The organism is Bacillus sp. NEAU-CP5, from assembly GCF_026420705.1.
GTDB classification, from domain to species: Bacteria; Bacillota; Bacilli; order Bacillales; family Bacillaceae; genus Bacillus; species Bacillus velezensis.
The window spans coordinates 142335-157922 of the sequence record NZ_JAPMOV010000005.1 but is presented as its reverse complement, the minus strand read 5'-3'; the positions used below and the strand labels follow the sequence as shown (position 1 = coordinate 157922).

Here is a 15588-nt window from a genome sequence, read left to right as displayed (position 1 = left end):
CTCAAGCTTCCTTGAAGTTTGACATTTCCTGTTAAGAATCCACCCAAAGCCCCGATCAGCCTATGCGATTTGCCTGAATTAGCTTAGCTTTAACTTCAAACAACGTTTCCTTTTTCCTAACAAGTTGGGTTATTCCGCTTAAAAAATAGTATTTATTCCCATAACCCTATTAAAACACATACTTTCCCTCTGATCAAATACAAAATTCAGAATTATTAATTTCATTTTTAACTAAATTTAGAGTGATTCAGCTTCTTAAACCAAATTGCTCATTATAAATTCATTATCTATATCACAAAAAATTACATATTTGGGTTGACAATGCTGTCCATATAAATCACAATATGGTACATATCGGTAAATTCTTTGTCGATAAATTTTATGGAGGAGGTAACAATTATGACTCAAATTAAAGTGCCAACTGCTCTTATTGCAAGTGTACACGGAGAAGGTCAACATTTATTCGAGCCAATGGCTGCACGCTGTACCTGTACCACAATCATCTCTAGTTCATCTACGTTTTAACCTCTAAGACAAATAGACCAATAAGATGATTCTTATTGGTCTATGCTTCTTTATATTAAATTTAAATTAATTCTACTGAATGTAATGAAGTCCCCTCTTCTTGCAGTATACGGTATGTTGTTTTATCCATTTTGCCTCCTGTAATTTTAACGTTTGCAATATCACAAGATTCAAACCGAATATTAATTAGATTGCAGTTCGTAAAGGATACTTTCTTTAGATAGCAGTTCTTGAAGAACGTATGCAGGATGGAGGTATCTGTAAAATTGACTTTTGGGAGGTGACAACCGGTATAAAGCATATACTCAAGTTTACATGTGTCATAATTTGACTGGCTGAGATCACTTTTTTTAAATGTCGATTCTATGATGGCGGAGTCTTTACATGAGAAATTCTTGAAGTAGCAGTTTTTGAAGACAGAGTGTTCGACATCGATATTCTGAAGAGTTGCACTTTTAAAGTCACTGAGATAGTACTCGGCATTTACCGGCTCAAAATCCTCCGTTTTTTGCAAATTCTTATTTATAAACGTCTTTTTTTTGAGTTTTAATACATTGGATTTATCTATATTCAGGTCACTGGTATCGACCGCCAAGCTTTTGGATTCTATTTCGCGTATAAGCAACTTCTCAATATCCAGCTTTGTCATACCCTCTGCTTCCAGGCTAATACCTCTATCATGAAGCTTAGTTAAAAGCTCCGTTTTTTTTCTGCTCAGTAACGAATTTCTTTCGTACTTTTTAAATAGAGCCTCGACATACAGTTTTAGTTTTTCACTTATCATTTCCCGCTCTCCTTTTAGTCCCAGCTGCGTTTTAATGACCCATTCTTCAGCGGTCTAGTTTCTTGCCATTTTAATGTAATGCCGGTATCCAATTAGAGAAACTATAAATCCCAGTATTGTATAGCTCAGTACAACAAGGGTTACCCATATTAGACTTTCTCCTCCCGATATCGTCGAGACCGATTGAATTAACCCTTGATGCGCCCAGTACTGCGGAAAGAGCATTCCAATAGTTTGAAGATAGCTTGGTAATTGATCATAAGGGGTCCATAAACCACATACAACAGCGGTACCTAATGCAATCACATTTGTCATGACCAAACCGGTATTTTCAGTCTTTGCAAAGACTGAAATGGCAACTCCCCAGGATGTAACCAGTAAAGATATCAACACAACAACCCACAGATACGCCGGAAAATTATTAATTTCAATATCATACAGAAATATTCCTAAAACAGAAAGGAGAAGAATTTGCATAAAAGTTATGACTAAAAAAGGGATACTTTTTCCTAAGAAGAAGTTATAAGGCTTTAAAGGGGTACTTGCCAGTCTTGATACAATTCCTTTTTCCCGATCCTTTACAAAACTTATAACGATGGAGATAATAATGAATGTAGAAAAGAATACGCTCATACCGGTTACAGATTGTGAAGCTACTAAAGTTTTGTTTGTACTGTCTGTCGTAAATAGCTCAATCAGCAATATGATGGACACAATAGGTAATATAATCGTCCAAAAAAACAGAGACTTATCCTTTAACTGTTTTAGCGTTTCAATTTGAGCGAGCGGTAACATGATAAATTCCCCCTTTATTCTTCATCACGCAAATCAGTGCCGGTAAGTTTAAAGAATACATCTTCTAATTTTGGCTTATATAAAAACAACTGATGAGGCACAATATTGTTTTCCTTACTGACGCTAATTAAGCGCTCCATGGTTTCTAAAGGTTTTTTGGTTTTTATTATCAGCCCTGAATTAACGACTGAAAACTCAAAACCATGGCTCTTTATTAATTCATGAGACAATGAGGAGTTAAACATAATAGATGATTCTTCATGTCGTTTAAGCAGTTCATTTATTTCTCCTTCATCGATAATCTGCCCTCTGTCGATAAAAGCTACATAGTCACAAAGAGTTTCAATCTCTTCCATGTAATGGCTCACATAAATAATGGTTTTACCGGCTTTTTTGAGTCGATTTACGATGTTAAAAATGTAGCGGCGTGATTGCGGATCCACGCCTACCGTCGGCTCATCTAGAATAATTAAGTCTGGATCGTGCATTAATGCACACCCGATATTTAAACGGCGCTTCATTCCTCCGGAAAAGTTCTCCACAACGTCGTTTGTCCTTTCTGACAACCCGATATCTTCTAACAGTTTTTTTGTTGTTTGCTTTAGTTTTAAGCCATTCAGTCCATGTACCTTTCCGAAAAATTCCATATTGGTCTTTGCGGTTAATTTTTCTTCAAGGCTGATATCCTGTGGAACATAACCCAATCTGCCATTTTCATTACCGACAAATTCAACCTTACCGTCATATTCCCGGATGATGCGTGAGATGATCTTAATTAAGGTAGATTTGCCGGATCCGTTCGGTCCAACAAGTCCATAGCAGACTCCTTTCGGAATTGATAAAGCCACATTGTCCAAAGCCAGAGTCGTGCCATAGCGCTTACTTATATGTTCAACTTGCAGCATTTACACCATTCCCCCACTGTTATTTATTTTAAATATGGATTCAATTGTATTAATGTACTCCTTGTAGGCTGCTTTCCCTTCTTTCGTAATCTGAACAATAGTCTTCGGCTTTTTGGATACGAACTTCTTGGTTAGTTCTATATAAGCTGCATCTTCTAACTTTTTCAGATGCGAACCTAAATTCCCATCTGTGATGTCTAATGACTTTTTCAGGAAAGTAAAATCACATTGATCATAAGTCATCAGTAAACTCATAATTCCCAACCGTACTTTGGCATGTATTAAATCATTGATATTGTTAACATTACTCATTTCCTTGCCCTTTTCTTTTCAAAATCATTCCTGTAAGTAATAGGCTGCCTCCGCCAATAAATGCAAAAACAATATTCATTGCCTCAGGAAATAAACAGAATGTAAGCATACCGAGTATGCTCAGCCAAAATCCCATAATAAAAATCTCTTTTGTTAACACGATGCCTAAGAATATGTACATAATAGACACCATTAACACAATCAAAAACGATAGAAATTCTCCTGTTCGCGGCAATAATCCCATTAAAATCAGGAAAACAAAAATGCATACCATTAATATGAATCCAATCCATGCATATTTTAATTGATTCTTTAAGAAAGTGGGCATGGGATCAAATTGTTTCTGCTTAAGATATGTCTTCAAAGTCAGTATCCACCCTAATACTGCCAGTATTAACCAGACACAAGCAAGGACTACAGAAGGTACCTTACATAAAGAAACGGAGTACGCAATAATCCATATACAGCCCCAAATAATGAAATATGGACTGGTTTGCCTTGAGTACTCAGTCTTGTAGTTCGTCAAGACCTTGATATGAGATAAGTTTTCAGCTATCTCTGATTCTCGAAAATTCTGATTTGACATAAGACAGGCTCCTCTTTTTACAAAGTACTTTGTGAAACAGAGTATATTCTAATTCCATATATTTGTAAAGAGGTTTTATCCAAAATAGACGCAACTATTTAGTCTCGGAAACAGCAGATGGGACTCTTGGCGCTGATATCCTTCCACCACTGTGAGACATCCTTATCTTGTTATAAGATCTCACAACAAAGCCTTCAGATTGCTGACAAACCGAATGTATATCGATTGGAAAGCAATTCATTTTCTTGAAGGAAAAAGGACTGGAGTCATCCAGTCCTTTACATCAAATCGGTCAAATCCCCGCCCAAACATCTTTTGCGTAAATGCCTTTTGTCTGGAGGTCCAAAAGCCATTCTTGCGCTTGCCGTTCGTCTGTTTCGCGGACCGACTGATACGCTTTTTGCAGCGTTGCCTCTACATCGGGCGCCATTTTGCTGCCGTCGCCGCATACGTAGAGGTGCCCTCCCCGGCCGAGGATGGAAATTAAAGCGCCGGCGTCTTTCGCCATTAAGTGCTGCACATACGTTTTCGGTACGCCTTCTTTGCGGGAGAAAGCCGTATGAAGCGTCACGATTCCGTCTTTTTCATAAGCTTCAAGCTCGTCACGGTAAATAAAATCATGATCGTTTCTGCATCCGAAATACAGATGAGCCTCCCCCAGCTCTTTTCCTTCTTTTTTTAACGCCGCCCGGGCCTGCAGAAATCCGCGGAACGGGGCGACTCCTGTGCCGGGACCGACCATAATAATCGGTTTTTCCGGATCTTCCGGCAGCCGGAATCGTGTTTCCGGAGTGCGGACAAACATCACGATACCATCCTCAGGGCCGCGGTCCGCTAAATAATTCGAAGCGACTCCGCGATACTCACCCAAACCGCTCCGGGCGGGGCCGCGAACGACGCCGACGGTAATTGAAGCCTGCCCGGGATGTTTCCGGGGCGAACTTGAAATCGAATAATACCGCGGCTTCAACGGGCGCAAAAGCTCCAGAAATCGCTCAAACGGAAGTTCACACGCTTCATATTTTTCAAGGAGATCGAGCATCGAGACGCGCGATGTTAAGATTTGCTCCTGATAGACGCCCTCCTCAAGAAAATCTTCCAATTCCCGTTTGTGCGGCGGGCAGACCGTATAAGCGGCCATTTCCCGGATTTGAGCCCTTGATGCCGCTTCCTGCAATTCGACACAGCTGCTCAGAAGATCATGCAGCCTGACCGGCCGATCGAGCGGGAGATGAGCCGCGCTCTGTCCGCTGGCCGTCAGCAGCACTTGATCATTCCCGTTCAGATTGAACCGGCGGAGAACACGGCTGACCTGCTCTTTGCTGTTTACCGGCAGCACGCCGAGATGATCCCCTTCATGATAGGCAGCCTCTTTCGGCAGAGTGATTTCGATATGCCTTGTGCTCCGGCCGCTTTCCGGCGCCTGAAGTTCCCTGTTTTCCGCAACGGATGCGTAAACCGCTTCATACGTCTGTGCCAAAGGAGACCCGCCAAGCCCGCTGACAAATTGAAGGCCCAGCGCACTTCGCTCTTTTTCGGCATTTTCATTCAGCTTGAGACCGAATGCCTTCATGGCGTCCGTCCACATGCTTTTTTTCCATTCATCAAGCTTTCCTTCAAAATCGCCGCTGACGTCCCCCTCGCCTCGGGAGGAAAAGCGTTCCGCCCCTTTTTTGGCAAGCTTCTCATCAATAAGCCTCGGTACAGCCTGATATGTCGCCGCCCAGTTATGATCACCGCAGCCGAAGACGGCATATCGGACGCCTTCCAGTTCCCCGGGTTTGACTTCTTCAAGCCATTGAACGAATTGTCCCGCGTTGCTCGGAGGCTTTCCGTTATAAGAGGACGTAATGATCAAGAGAGCTCCTTCTTTCGGCAGTTGTCCGATCCGGTCATTTAAAGGCGCCGTTTCAGTCCGGACGCCGTGCATCCCGGCAGTATCGGCAAGCTCCCGCGCCACGCCTTCTGCGGTTCCCGTATCTGAGCCGTACAGAATCAGAAGCGGTCGGTTATCAAGCCCGATAATGGATGCGCCTTTTGTTTCCCGTTTTTCTTTTTCGACGTCTTCCGCCGCTTTTTCAGCCGCCGGGAGAGCAGCCGCAACGGCTTCTTTATTTCTCGGCCGCACCCGGATATGAAAGTCGCCGGGCTTGATCGTCAGTGTCTGTTTAATATCGAGCTCATAATCGGTGTGATCGATAAAGGTAAAATGCTGCAGAATCATCCCCAGAACAAGAGTTGCTTCATGCAGGGCGAACTGCATACCGATACACGCCCTCTGACCGTTTCCGAACGGCTTATACGCATGGTGAGGCACTTGATCAGGATGTTCAAACCGCTCCGGATAAAATTCCTCCGCATTGTCTCCCCACGCTTCTTTATCACGGTGAAGCTGGGGAATTAAGACGGAAATTCTGTCTTTCGGCGTGATCGGATATTTCCCGCCGATCACCGTATCCTCTTTCGCATAAAGGCTGAACGCAGGCGCGGTCGGCCATAAGCGCAATGACTCCTGCAAAATCATTCGGATATAAGTAAGATCCAGCACTTGTTTATATGAAGGAACAGGATCGGTCAATACCCGATCGGCTTCTTCATAGGCTTTTTCCAAAACACGGGGATGTTTCAGCAGAAAATAGATGGCAAAGGAAAGCAGGCCGCTTGTCGTTTCATGGCCGGCAATTAAAAACGTGATGATTTGGTACCGGATATTTTCATCATCAAGTTTTTCGCCCGTTTCCGGGTCTTCCACATTCAGCATTCTGGCCAGCAGATCCTTTTCATCCCGGCCGCCTGACCGGCGCTCTGCGATAATACTGTCTACTAACGAAAACATCGCCTGAATGTCATGATGAAATTGGCGCTTCGTCCTGATCATAAGCTTATCCTGAACATCAAGGCGCTGCATTTGGTGCATCGCTTCATCAAGGGCGCGCACCATGCTGTTGATAAACGGATGAGGCGTTTCCCTGTAATAACTGTTAAACCGATAGTTAAAGCCGCAAAGCCCGATCGTATCGAGCGTCAGGCGGGTCATATCAGCAGGCACATCAACGGCCTCATCCGGGTTCAGCCTAGCCCACTTTTGAATCAGCTGCACCGCGATATCAGCCATCATCGAATGATAATCTTTCATCGCGCGCTGGCTGAAGGTCGGCATCAGAATATTATGCGCCTTTCGCCAGTTAGGCTCATGCGTCCAGCTTGTAAACAGCCCGTCACCGGAAAACGCCCGGACTTTCTCCAAAGCCCCTTCAATGCTTTTATCGAACCGCTCTTCATCACAAACCTCTTTCACCAGTTCATGGCCGGACACGACGATAATGGCGCCCGCCGGCGTATGCAGCTGAAAAATAGGCCCCTGCTCGTTTGCCAGTTTGATAAGCGACATTGTAGGCTTGTCTTTATCAAGCAAAGGAAGATTGCCGAGCGGGCCGAATGTCTTCGGCTGCGGAATCGGACCTGTTTCCTTCATGAATAACACCCTCTCTAACACGTTGATGCGTTCCTTCCAACTACATTGCCCTTTTCACCGGCCGATTATCCGCCGTCACGGATCAATCATCGGATTGACGATCGATAACGGTTTTTTCTATACTGGAGAGGCTTGTTAAATACAGAAATAAGGTGAGTTCACATATGGATTTTGAAATCAAGTTTTTATCGTTTTACGTCATTCAAGTGGAAGGAAAAGACGAACAGGCAAACAAGCAGTTCAAACATTTCCAGACGCTTGATACGGAAGAATTTGAAGAAAGCGAGCTGAAGGATTTTCTTGACGGGGAATTGAAGAAAATCGTCAAACGGAAAGCCGAACGGCATCCGCAATCTGAGCAGGTCCCCACAAAAATCGGCCATTTTATCACGGAGCCGGGCCATGAGCTTGATTCAAATCCGAATTACAACCTTTTCAACCGCGCCAGACTTGCGGATACGAAGGAAGCATTTATCGAGGCAAGCGAGCAGTTCGTCCGCACTTACCTTGACACGAGCGCCGTGCGCGGCGGTGTCTTTATCGTGGCATCGGCCGTTCCGCGCAAGTATTTTGAAGACAAATTCGTCTTTATGATGAAATGCGATTTCGAGCCGAAAGTCGCCCGCATCTCAGACGCCTCGTCTCTTATTAAAAAGGTCGAAATGGCCATCACGACAAAAAACATGAAAAGCATTCAATATCCGTATATGCCGGAAGAAGGCATGACTGAGGAGCATGAGCTGAAAATCCACCAGGCCTCGCACGCCCGTTATTTCGAAGATTTTCTCAAATTTGTCGAATACGGCGAATCGATGCCGGAAATCATGAAAAGCCAAGTCATGAACATGGTGCAGGAACACGTGTATGAAACGTTTGAAGAAAACAGCGAAGAGCTTCAGCAGTTTGAGCACGACATTGAAATTTGGGAAGCGAGTGAAAAGCGGGAAATTCAGGAGCGCCTCGACACCCATCAAGTCATCGAGGCATCCGCGCAGATCATTGAACACACGCCGGAAGCCGAGCTGAAAATGAAAGTCGGAGAAACAGAGATTAAAGGATTACTGGCTGATTTCGGCGAATCCATCCATCTCGCAAAAGTGAACGGGCGCTATGTCGCGCTCATTGAGGCGGAGACGATCTCGTTTGAAAAAGGCAGTTCGCCGGTGGAGTTTCACAAGCCTGAGGGGCTGCATGAGGTGATTGAGCGGATACGGAATAAATCTGAACAAGACTGACAAAAGTCCAGACGCTATGTTCTGGACTTTCTTTATTTAATAAGGATCTTTGAGCAATCGATAGCATTCACTGATGATGTCTTGGACGCCGGGCGTTCCCTTAATCTCGCGGCGGACGATTTCAGATGAGAGATTCTGCACCTGTAATGCCCGCTCCGCCCGTCTTTCGAAGTATGCTTGACATGCAGTTTCATGGTTTTCGTGTTTTTGCAGTTCTTCACTAAGCACAATCGCGTCTTCAATCGCCATCGCCGCTCCCTGCGCCAATGTCGGCGCTCCTGCATGGACGGCATCCCCGCCCAGAACGACGCGGCCTCTGTGCCACGGTTCTTTAACCGCCATCTGCTCAATCTTATGAAACAAAACGGGATATTCCTTTGACATATTCTCTGTCACAAACTTCACTCCCGGAATTCCGCGCAGCAAGTCTTTCACCCGTTCAAAACGCGTGTCCTCGTCATCCCTGAAGTCAGCGTCATACGGCCGGATGATAAATACGTATCCTGTTTTTTCAGAGAGCGGCACGACTCCGACCTGCGTCTGCCCTTTTTTATACATCAGTGTCGAATCATGAAATATCGGCTCAGGAAAAGAAATATAAAATCTGTGCGCTCCCATGCCGAGATACTCTGTTTTCACTTCTCTTTGCAGCATTTGATCGCGGACAGCGGAGCGGATGCCGTCAAAACCGGCGAGAATGTCAGCCGTCATCGCGGTTCCGTCTGCACAATGCACCGTTATGTCATCTGCCGTTTCTTCGTAAGACATGACTTTTTTACCGAGCAGAATCGTGACCCCCGCCGCTTCAGCATGCTTTTTGAGGATATCGTTTAACGTTTGCCGCAATATATTATTCCGCCCCGGCAATGATTCATCTAAAAACGCCTCACTCACTTTAAACTGCAGCGTTCCGTTTTCATCATGCTGCTTCAGCCATTCCGTTTGAAAGCCGTGTTGACAGCATTCATCATACACACCGATTTCCCGCAGCACCCGCAGCGCATTTTGAGGCTGGAGAATGCCCGCTCCGCTTTTTCGCATGCCGGACGCCGCCTCGCAAAGGGTCACTTCAAAACCCGCTCTGCCGAGAGAAATCGCTGCGGACAGGCCGCCGATCCCTCCGCCCGCTATGATGATCTTTTTCACTTCATGGTTCATCACGATACCGCCTTATCTATTTATTTATTATTAATTAACTATTAGCCACCTTACTATATAGGCTGAAAAACTGTCAATCTTTATAGGTTGCCTTTTGAATCCGGCAAGCTTATACTTTGAATCACTAAAATGGTACGGAGGCTTACAAAAATGGAGTTGAGACATTTGCCGGATTACTCGCAGATTGCCGGACGCGCTGAGATTTACGCCGATATGGATGCTGAATCATTGAAAACATTTTTGACGTTATTTGATATGTCTAAAAAAATGAATCAGGTCATGGAGCATTATTTCTCAAGTCACGGATTGTCCGAAGGGAAATTCAAAATTTTAATGTTTCTGTTTGAAGCACCTGGCCACAGCCTGAGTCCGACGGAGCTGGCGAAAAAATCCAATGTCACCAAAGCGACCATCACCGGATTGATCGACGGACTCGCACGGGACGGCTTTGTAAACCGCAGCCGGCATACCGGCGACAGACGAAAAATCAGCATCGAACTCACAAAGGAAGGAAAAGAAAAGCTGATGCTGTTTCTTCCCGGCCACTTCTCCAATATTTCAGGAGTCATGGAAAGCTTCACCGCTGAAGAAAAAGCGGAATTGACAAAAATGCTTGAAGTATTATTTGATAAGCTTCTGCTGTTTTCCGGCGGCAGAACATAAAAAGGCGCCCCTCTCAGCAGGGCGCCTTTTTCGCGCGGTTAATCATCACTGTTTAAAATTCCGAAAAACCGTAGCAGGTTGATAAACAGGTTAATAAAGTCGATATAAAGCGTCAATGCCATCAAAGGAATCAGGTCAGCCGTGATGTCCCGGTGCTTGATCTGGTTCAGATCGTATAAGATGTACATTGAAAACACAATCGTTCCGATGACGGAATACGCCATCATGGCGGCGGAATTCAGCGGGCTGAAAATATTAAAGATCCCCACTGCGAGAAGCGCGATAACAGCGACAAGCAAGAAGGACCATAAAAACGACAAGTCCTTTTTCGTCTTAGCGCCGATCGTGCCGAGCACCGCAAAAATCACAAACGATGAACCGAATGCCTCCAATACGACATAGGCCCCCGCTGCGGACGCATAATGGCTGATAATCGGAAACAGCGTCATTCCGGAAATGAAAGCGAATGAAAACACAAACACATATCCGACGGCTTTTTTTCGGCGCAGCCAAAATGCGGCGATGATCATGACGACCTCTAAGACCGACAGCGGCAGCATCAATGCCGGCGGAATGAACTGGCCCGTATACAGGCCGATTGTCGCAACTAACAGTGTAAACACAAATACCGTTATAATGCGCTGCATAATAGATTGTTTGCTCTCATAAGCAGCAGTTTGCATGTCAAAAGTCCTCCCAAAAAATGATCGTGATAGGTCTATTATAAATAAAATGGGAGAAATTTGTATGATTTTAAGAAGATTTTAAGGATGTCAGGCCTGACGTTTTGCTGCGCACTCCTGCATATTCATGAAATCATGCAGTTTTTTCGTCAATCCGCCGTGTCCGAATCGGATATTCCCCTTCTGCCCCGGCGTTTTCGCGAAATCGAGAAATGCCAGCACATAAAGACGCCTGACGGGAATCGGAATGACGCCCGCATCATAAAACCAGCCGTCAATTGTATTGAGCACGCCTTTGTTAATGCCGTATTGCTTCGTGCACCAATGCAGAAAGCGCACTTCGGGCAGGTGCAGATACCGGCTCTCCCGGAAAGGAACAGTTGAATGCTTCATATGTACCGCCTCCTGTCATTGGCTGTTTTTTAAGATTGTTTTACTTCTTTGCTCTTCAGGGAAAATCGATATTTCTCCACCTTATCAATTTGTGTCACTTGGGAATTATGAACCGTAATCTGAACAGTCCCGAAATCGAGCGTTTCCAGCGCACTGATAATCTTTTCGATCACATGCGGATCTACGTTTCCTTTGGACGTCATCATGCTCCCCCTTTATGTCTGGCCGTTCGTCTTTTGACAATGAGTGTTTTAATTCATACTATTCTGATAAGAAATATATAATTATACTATTATGTTTTCATTCAGAAATCAATAACATTTACACAATTTTTGGATATGTTTTCTTTGCGAAAACTTTCACTTCCTTCGCTTTGATATAAACCGTGTCGCCGACCCCCGCCCCCAAGGCGTCATATTGCTCTTTTTAAGAACGCAATCTTCCGTTCCGACATATTTACGTTGTTTTCCGCTGACAAAAAAAGCGCCCCGCCTCTGGACGGAGCACCTTTTTTCTATGCTTTTGCTTCCTCGATCACACATGTGACACCCATGCTGGCGAGCGCCTGCTCCAGGGATCCGTAAGTTTGATACTCTGAAAAATCAAGCCCCAACTGGATAGAAGTCTGTGCCACATCAGGCCGAATGCCGGAAAACACGGTTCTGATGCCGAGGAGAAATAACGTTTTCGACAGCATATACAATTGCTGCGCCACCATCGTATCGACAATGGGCACACCGGACAGATCAATCACAAGATTTGTGATCCGTTTGGCGACACAGTTTTCCGGCACCGACTCCAAAATCACGCGCGCCCGTCTCGTATCAATCGATCCGATGAGCGGCAGAGTGCCGATCGTATCCGCAATCAAAATAACCGGACAGCTCAATTCGGAAATAAGCTCCTGCTGAGATGACAGCCTCGCGATCATTAATTTCTGAAACTGTTCAGTAAAATCCGTCATCAGCTGATCAAACGAGCCGTTGACAAGGTGATTCCAGCGGCGGGCATCCTCATTTGTTACGATGTCCTGATGCTCATCCATAAAACGGGTGACCGCCTCCCAAAAGACGGTTCTTGAATTGCCGATCGCCTCAACGACCTCATGAACCTCCGCGTCTTGCTCCACTCTGCTTTTCGCTACCTGTGCGGCCCATTTTTCTTTGTTATGCTGAAAAACGGCCGGATCTTCCAAAAAAGCGCTTGCGATGACCGTGTTTGTAAAGGTATGCTGCTCGATCAGCAGCCGTTTCATTTCCTCACTTAATTGATCCGCAGAATAAAAACGCCCTCTCAGCTTCCGTCTCAGCTTGAGCCATTTTTCCGTCAGCTCTGCCGAATGTGTAATAATATAATCATGAAGTAATTGGTCTTTGTTCACTGCCGTCTCCTCTTTCAAGAATATGTACTTTTGTCTAAATTATAAATCGGAATCGCCGATCGCACTAGAGAAATTAAAAAAACCCGCACATTAAAGCTTTTGATTGCTTTTTTCGGCAGGAGGATACACTATAAAAGAAATGAAACAGGAGGTCAGTATGATGATCAAAAAAATCGCGACAGTCGCCGTATACACTGATGATCAGCAAAAAGCGAAAACATTCTGGACGGAAAAAGCGGGGTTTGAAACCGTCGCCGAGCATCCGATGGGACCGGGTGCCTTCTGGCTTGAGGTAGCGCCCAAAGGAGCCGCCACTCATTTGGTTATTTATCCGAAAGCGATGATGAAAGGGGCCGAGCATATGAAGGCTTCTATCGTATTTGAGTGTGAAGATGTCTTCGCCGCATATGAACAGATGAAAAAGAACGGCATCACCTTTTTAGATGAACCGAAACAAATGGAATGGGGCAGTTTCGTGCAATTTAAAGATGAGGATGGTCATGTCTTTCTCCTTAAATCGTAATCCGTCAGGCACCCCAATTGACTTTGAGAATCATTTTCATTTAAAATGTTGGATAAAGCGTGAAAAGGATTGGAGAGTTGCCAGATGTTTGTGCAAATCAGAAAAATGACCGTAAAAGAAGGACATGCCGACAAAGTAATCGAACGCTTCAGTTCAGAAGGCGTGATTGAAAAGCAGGAAGGTTTGATAGACGTAACAGTCCTGGAAAAAAAAGTCCGCCGCGGTGATGAAGAAGTCGTCGTGTTAATCCGCTGGGAGTCAGAAGACCATTGGAAACAATGGGAAAAAAGCGAAGACCACATCGCGGCCCACAAAGCAAACCAAGGCAAGCCGAAACCTGATTATATGCTTGGAACGGATGTCGGTATGTATCATGTCAGAGCCGTTAAAACAGGCGTACACGAAAAATAATAAAGAGCATTTGCCCCAGGGCAATGCTCTTTTTATTTTTTCTCCTCATACGGCAGGACAAACAGCGGTTTATCGGGCTTCCATTCCGCATACAGCACGTCCTCCGTTTTTTTGATGTTCAGCTTTTTCAGCTCCTGATTCAGCTGCTTTTCTTCCAGCCCGGCTTCTTTCAGATTTTCATACAGCACTTCGCCGTCAATAATCAGCGTGACCGGCAAAGAGACCTGCTTCGGCTTTATTTGCATGTCGCCGTTTTTCGTCGTGTCATATTGAAATTTCGGCAGGACACTGACCATCCCGTTTGTTTCTAAAATCGCGTACTCCGCTTCCTGTATGGAAAAGCAATTCGCTTGTCTGAGAAGGCTTTGCAGTTGATTAATGTCCAGCTTATTCTTTTTCAGCACATCATATTTCAGTTTTCCTTTATGGATGATAATACTCGGCTCGCCTTCCAACAGCTTTCTGGAGCTTTTTACTTTCTGCGTAATCAGTTCGATGAGATAAATTAAAATCCCCCATAACAGAGAGGCAAAAATGATTTCAAAAATCCTGACGCCTTTATCATACACCGCATTTCCGACCAGTTCGCCGAGGATGAGCGCGGAAATAAAATCAAACGGCGTAATTTGCGAGAATTGAGTTTTTCCAAGCAATTTTAAAATCACAAATAAAATACCCAAACCGCATACTAACTCCCAAGCCACTGTAAGTAAATGTCCCATATTCGCACCTTCTTCTTAAAAGTCATTACCATTATGGACATTCGCCTGTTTTCTATACAGCGGCCGGCAACACACAAAAAAACGCAGCCGAGGCCGCGTTTTTTCACTTCTGCTTACTGTTTTCGATTCGATCTGACGACCCGTAAGCACACCTCAGCGGCATAACCGGCGGCCGCTCCGGAACCCGCAAACATCGCGGCAAGCCCCAAGCCCATTCCTTCCCAGCCGCCGACACCGAAAATGCTGTAAACAACCGTACCGAAAGCAGTCAGGCCCAGCACCGCCAAAAGGCACTCAGGCCACATCTTTTTCGGCCATTTCTTGCGGAGCACAGCCGATACGGCAAAGTTAAGACAAAATGCGGCCAGACAGATCAGATAAAAAAACCCCATGTCTTTTACCTCCATCATGAGAAGCTTTTTATTTACTCACCTTTTTTTCAAACAAATGATAACCCGGCGCGGGTCCTTTTGATTCGTACCCCATTCCGCTGTAAAACGACTGAAGCGCCTTGTTTTCGGACACGCAATCGAGCCGGATTTTCGTTTTTCCCGGACAAGACACACCCGTCTCCGCCCAAGTCATGATTGTCCGGCCGAGCCCCGCCCCTGCAAACCGCCTGTTAATCGCCAGCCGATGGAGATATACGGACTCCTCATGTCCTTCCTCGCCCCATAGACGTCTGTCCCACCCGCTTGCTTCGGGAAGCAGCATGACGACGCCGGCCAGCTCTTCATTCTGCCTGAATAAAAAAACATACCCTCGGGCGATCGCCTCCCGCATATTGTGGGTATCTTCCCCTTCTAGAAGGCCGCTCCACTGGTTCGACCCTTTATCGCGAAGCCATTCTGCCGCTTGCACGAGCAGCTCCATGACCTCTTCTTCATCATCCTTCCGGGCGGAGGTGACCCGGAATGCCCCCGCCTTCTCCTCCGTAATCGTAAATGGTGTCATAAAATCCTCCTGTAATCAGAATATTCGACACCTTTATTATAGACCAAACGCAGAAAGGAAAAAAACAGCCGTCGGGTTTGAGG

19 protein-coding genes are annotated in these 15588 nt (G+C 45.2%); 5 read left to right on the top strand and 14 right to left on the bottom strand.

What is annotated here, in order from left to right; genetic code table 11:
• Nucleotides 1–399: 399 nt before the first annotated feature.
• Complete coding sequence (pznA, locus tag OTK50_RS16175; protein WP_157662605.1) at nucleotides 400–525, top strand: TOMM peptide plantazolicin; 126 nt, start codon at nucleotides 400–402, stop codon at nucleotides 523–525.
• Nucleotides 526–586: 61 nt separating this feature from the next.
• Here the strand turns inward: pznA and OTK50_RS16170 are convergent, their stop codons facing one another.
• The 6 genes from OTK50_RS16170 to OTK50_RS16145 form a co-directional block, all read right to left on the bottom strand.
• A complete protein-coding gene (locus OTK50_RS16170) occupies nucleotides 587–1309 on the bottom strand; it encodes a pentapeptide repeat-containing protein (protein WP_094031571.1) in 723 nt (240 codons plus the stop codon).
• Between the two features lie 54 nt (nucleotides 1310–1363).
• On the bottom strand, nucleotides 1364–2104 hold the full coding sequence (locus OTK50_RS16165) for an ABC transporter permease (protein WP_032867543.1): 741 nt from the start codon (nucleotides 2102–2104) through the stop codon (nucleotides 1364–1366).
• A gap of 14 nt (nucleotides 2105–2118) precedes the next feature.
• Nucleotides 2119–3009 (bottom strand): ABC transporter ATP-binding protein, encoded by an 891-nt coding sequence (locus tag OTK50_RS16160; protein ID WP_015417000.1) that lies wholly within the window; start codon nucleotides 3007–3009, stop codon nucleotides 2119–2121.
• A complete protein-coding gene (locus tag OTK50_RS16155) occupies nucleotides 3010–3321 on the bottom strand; it encodes a winged helix-turn-helix domain-containing protein (protein WP_007609957.1) in 312 nt (103 codons plus the stop codon).
• On the bottom strand, nucleotides 3314–3907 hold the full coding sequence (locus tag OTK50_RS16150) for a hypothetical protein (protein WP_015416999.1): 594 nt from the start codon (nucleotides 3905–3907) through the stop codon (nucleotides 3314–3316). Before OTK50_RS16150 ends, OTK50_RS16155 begins: the two co-directional genes overlap by 8 nt.
• Nucleotides 3908–4199: 292 nt before the next feature.
• Complete coding sequence (locus OTK50_RS16145) at nucleotides 4200–7382, bottom strand: bifunctional cytochrome P450/NADPH--P450 reductase (protein WP_266121959.1); 3183 nt, start codon at nucleotides 7380–7382, stop codon at nucleotides 4200–4202.
• Nucleotides 7383–7546: 164 nt separating this feature from the next.
• On the opposite strand from OTK50_RS16145, the gene OTK50_RS16140 reads away from it, so the two are divergent.
• Nucleotides 7547–8617, top strand: a complete 1071-nt coding sequence (locus tag OTK50_RS16140; protein WP_007609950.1) for a DUF3900 domain-containing protein — start codon at nucleotides 7547–7549, stop codon at nucleotides 8615–8617.
• Between the two features lie 36 nt (nucleotides 8618–8653).
• Here the strand turns inward: OTK50_RS16140 and OTK50_RS16135 are convergent, their stop codons facing one another.
• A complete protein-coding gene (locus OTK50_RS16135; protein ID WP_045206949.1) occupies nucleotides 8654–9775 on the bottom strand; it encodes an FAD-dependent oxidoreductase in 1122 nt (373 codons plus the stop codon).
• 150 nt (nucleotides 9776–9925) lie between these two features.
• On the opposite strand from OTK50_RS16135, the gene OTK50_RS16130 reads away from it, so the two are divergent.
• Nucleotides 9926–10438 carry a MarR family transcriptional regulator gene (locus OTK50_RS16130; protein ID WP_045206948.1) on the top strand — a complete coding sequence of 171 codons (513 nt, stop codon included), beginning with the start codon at nucleotides 9926–9928 and terminating at the stop codon, nucleotides 10436–10438.
• A gap of 38 nt (nucleotides 10439–10476) precedes the next feature.
• Here OTK50_RS16130 and OTK50_RS16125 read toward each other — a convergent pair whose 3' ends face one another.
• From OTK50_RS16125 to OTK50_RS16110, 4 genes are all read right to left on the bottom strand, one after another.
• Entirely contained in the window at nucleotides 10477–11121 is a 645-nt protein-coding gene (locus OTK50_RS16125) for a Bax inhibitor-1/YccA family protein (protein WP_007408941.1), read from the bottom strand.
• 90 nt (nucleotides 11122–11211) lie between these two features.
• The gene (locus OTK50_RS16120; protein ID WP_045206947.1) at nucleotides 11212–11514 is read right to left on the bottom strand and encodes a hypothetical protein; all 303 of its coding nucleotides are present in this window, start codon (nucleotides 11512–11514) and stop codon (nucleotides 11212–11214) included.
• 29 nt (nucleotides 11515–11543) lie between these two features.
• Nucleotides 11544–11717, bottom strand: coding sequence for a YezD family protein (locus OTK50_RS16115; protein WP_003155693.1), 174 nt, complete (start codon nucleotides 11715–11717; stop codon nucleotides 11544–11546).
• Between the two features lie 311 nt (nucleotides 11718–12028).
• Complete coding sequence (locus tag OTK50_RS16110; protein WP_007408939.1) at nucleotides 12029–12895, bottom strand: STAS domain-containing protein; 867 nt, start codon at nucleotides 12893–12895, stop codon at nucleotides 12029–12031.
• 160 nt (nucleotides 12896–13055) lie between these two features.
• Between OTK50_RS16110 and OTK50_RS16105 the strand changes: the two genes are divergently transcribed.
• Together OTK50_RS16105 and hmoA are read left to right on the top strand one after the other, a co-directional pair.
• Nucleotides 13056–13418, top strand: coding sequence for a VOC family protein (locus OTK50_RS16105; protein WP_029326180.1), 363 nt, complete (start codon nucleotides 13056–13058; stop codon nucleotides 13416–13418).
• Between the two features lie 84 nt (nucleotides 13419–13502).
• Nucleotides 13503–13829 carry a heme-degrading oxygenase HmoA gene (hmoA, locus tag OTK50_RS16100; protein WP_003155696.1) on the top strand — a complete coding sequence of 109 codons (327 nt, stop codon included), beginning with the start codon at nucleotides 13503–13505 and terminating at the stop codon, nucleotides 13827–13829.
• A 32-nt stretch (nucleotides 13830–13861) separates the two neighbouring features.
• Here the strand turns inward: hmoA and OTK50_RS16095 are convergent, their stop codons facing one another.
• From OTK50_RS16095 to OTK50_RS16085, 3 genes are all read right to left on the bottom strand, one after another.
• Nucleotides 13862–14551 carry a YetF domain-containing protein gene (locus OTK50_RS16095; protein WP_012117024.1) on the bottom strand — a complete coding sequence of 230 codons (690 nt, stop codon included), beginning with the start codon at nucleotides 14549–14551 and terminating at the stop codon, nucleotides 13862–13864.
• Nucleotides 14552–14664: 113 nt separating this feature from the next.
• The gene (locus OTK50_RS16090; protein ID WP_012117023.1) at nucleotides 14665–14943 is read right to left on the bottom strand and encodes a YesK-like family protein; all 279 of its coding nucleotides are present in this window, start codon (nucleotides 14941–14943) and stop codon (nucleotides 14665–14667) included.
• A gap of 28 nt (nucleotides 14944–14971) precedes the next feature.
• Nucleotides 14972–15505, bottom strand: coding sequence for a GNAT family N-acetyltransferase (locus OTK50_RS16085; protein ID WP_266121958.1), 534 nt, complete (start codon nucleotides 15503–15505; stop codon nucleotides 14972–14974).
• Nucleotides 15506–15588: the final 83 nt, after the last annotated feature.

Coding starts and splice junctions, on each gene's coding strand:
- hmoA (WP_003155696.1), top strand. CDS start 13,503: ATGTTTGTGCAAATCAGAAAAATGACCGTAAAAGAAGGACATGCCGAC.
- OTK50_RS16085 (WP_266121958.1), bottom strand. CDS start 15,505: ATGACACCATTTACGATTACGGAGGAGAAGGCGGGGGCATTCCGGGTC.
- OTK50_RS16170 (WP_094031571.1), bottom strand. CDS start 1,309: ATGATAAGTGAAAAACTAAAACTGTATGTCGAGGCTCTATTTAAAAAG.
- OTK50_RS16160 (WP_015417000.1), bottom strand. CDS start 3,009: ATGCTGCAAGTTGAACATATAAGTAAGCGCTATGGCACGACTCTGGCT.
- OTK50_RS16090 (WP_012117023.1), bottom strand. CDS start 14,943: ATGGGGTTTTTTTATCTGATCTGTCTGGCCGCATTTTGTCTTAACTTT.
- OTK50_RS16135 (WP_045206949.1), bottom strand. CDS start 9,775: ATGAACCATGAAGTGAAAAAGATCATCATAGCGGGCGGAGGGATCGGC.
- OTK50_RS16150 (WP_015416999.1), bottom strand. CDS start 3,907: ATGTCAAATCAGAATTTTCGAGAATCAGAGATAGCTGAAAACTTATCT.
- OTK50_RS16115 (WP_003155693.1), bottom strand. CDS start 11,717: ATGACGTCCAAAGGAAACGTAGATCCGCATGTGATCGAAAAGATTATC.
- OTK50_RS16140 (WP_007609950.1), top strand. CDS start 7,547: ATGGATTTTGAAATCAAGTTTTTATCGTTTTACGTCATTCAAGTGGAA.
- OTK50_RS16155 (WP_007609957.1), bottom strand. CDS start 3,321: ATGAGTAATGTTAACAATATCAATGATTTAATACATGCCAAAGTACGG.
- OTK50_RS16130 (WP_045206948.1), top strand. CDS start 9,926: ATGGAGTTGAGACATTTGCCGGATTACTCGCAGATTGCCGGACGCGCT.
- OTK50_RS16120 (WP_045206947.1), bottom strand. CDS start 11,514: ATGAAGCATTCAACTGTTCCTTTCCGGGAGAGCCGGTATCTGCACCTG.
- OTK50_RS16105 (WP_029326180.1), top strand. CDS start 13,056: ATGATCAAAAAAATCGCGACAGTCGCCGTATACACTGATGATCAGCAA.
- OTK50_RS16095 (WP_012117024.1), bottom strand. CDS start 14,551: ATGGGACATTTACTTACAGTGGCTTGGGAGTTAGTATGCGGTTTGGGT.
- OTK50_RS16165 (WP_032867543.1), bottom strand. CDS start 2,104: ATGTTACCGCTCGCTCAAATTGAAACGCTAAAACAGTTAAAGGATAAG.
- OTK50_RS16145 (WP_266121959.1), bottom strand. CDS start 7,382: ATGAAGGAAACAGGTCCGATTCCGCAGCCGAAGACATTCGGCCCGCTC.
- OTK50_RS16125 (WP_007408941.1), bottom strand. CDS start 11,121: ATGCAAACTGCTGCTTATGAGAGCAAACAATCTATTATGCAGCGCATT.
- pznA (WP_157662605.1), top strand. CDS start 400: ATGACTCAAATTAAAGTGCCAACTGCTCTTATTGCAAGTGTACACGGA.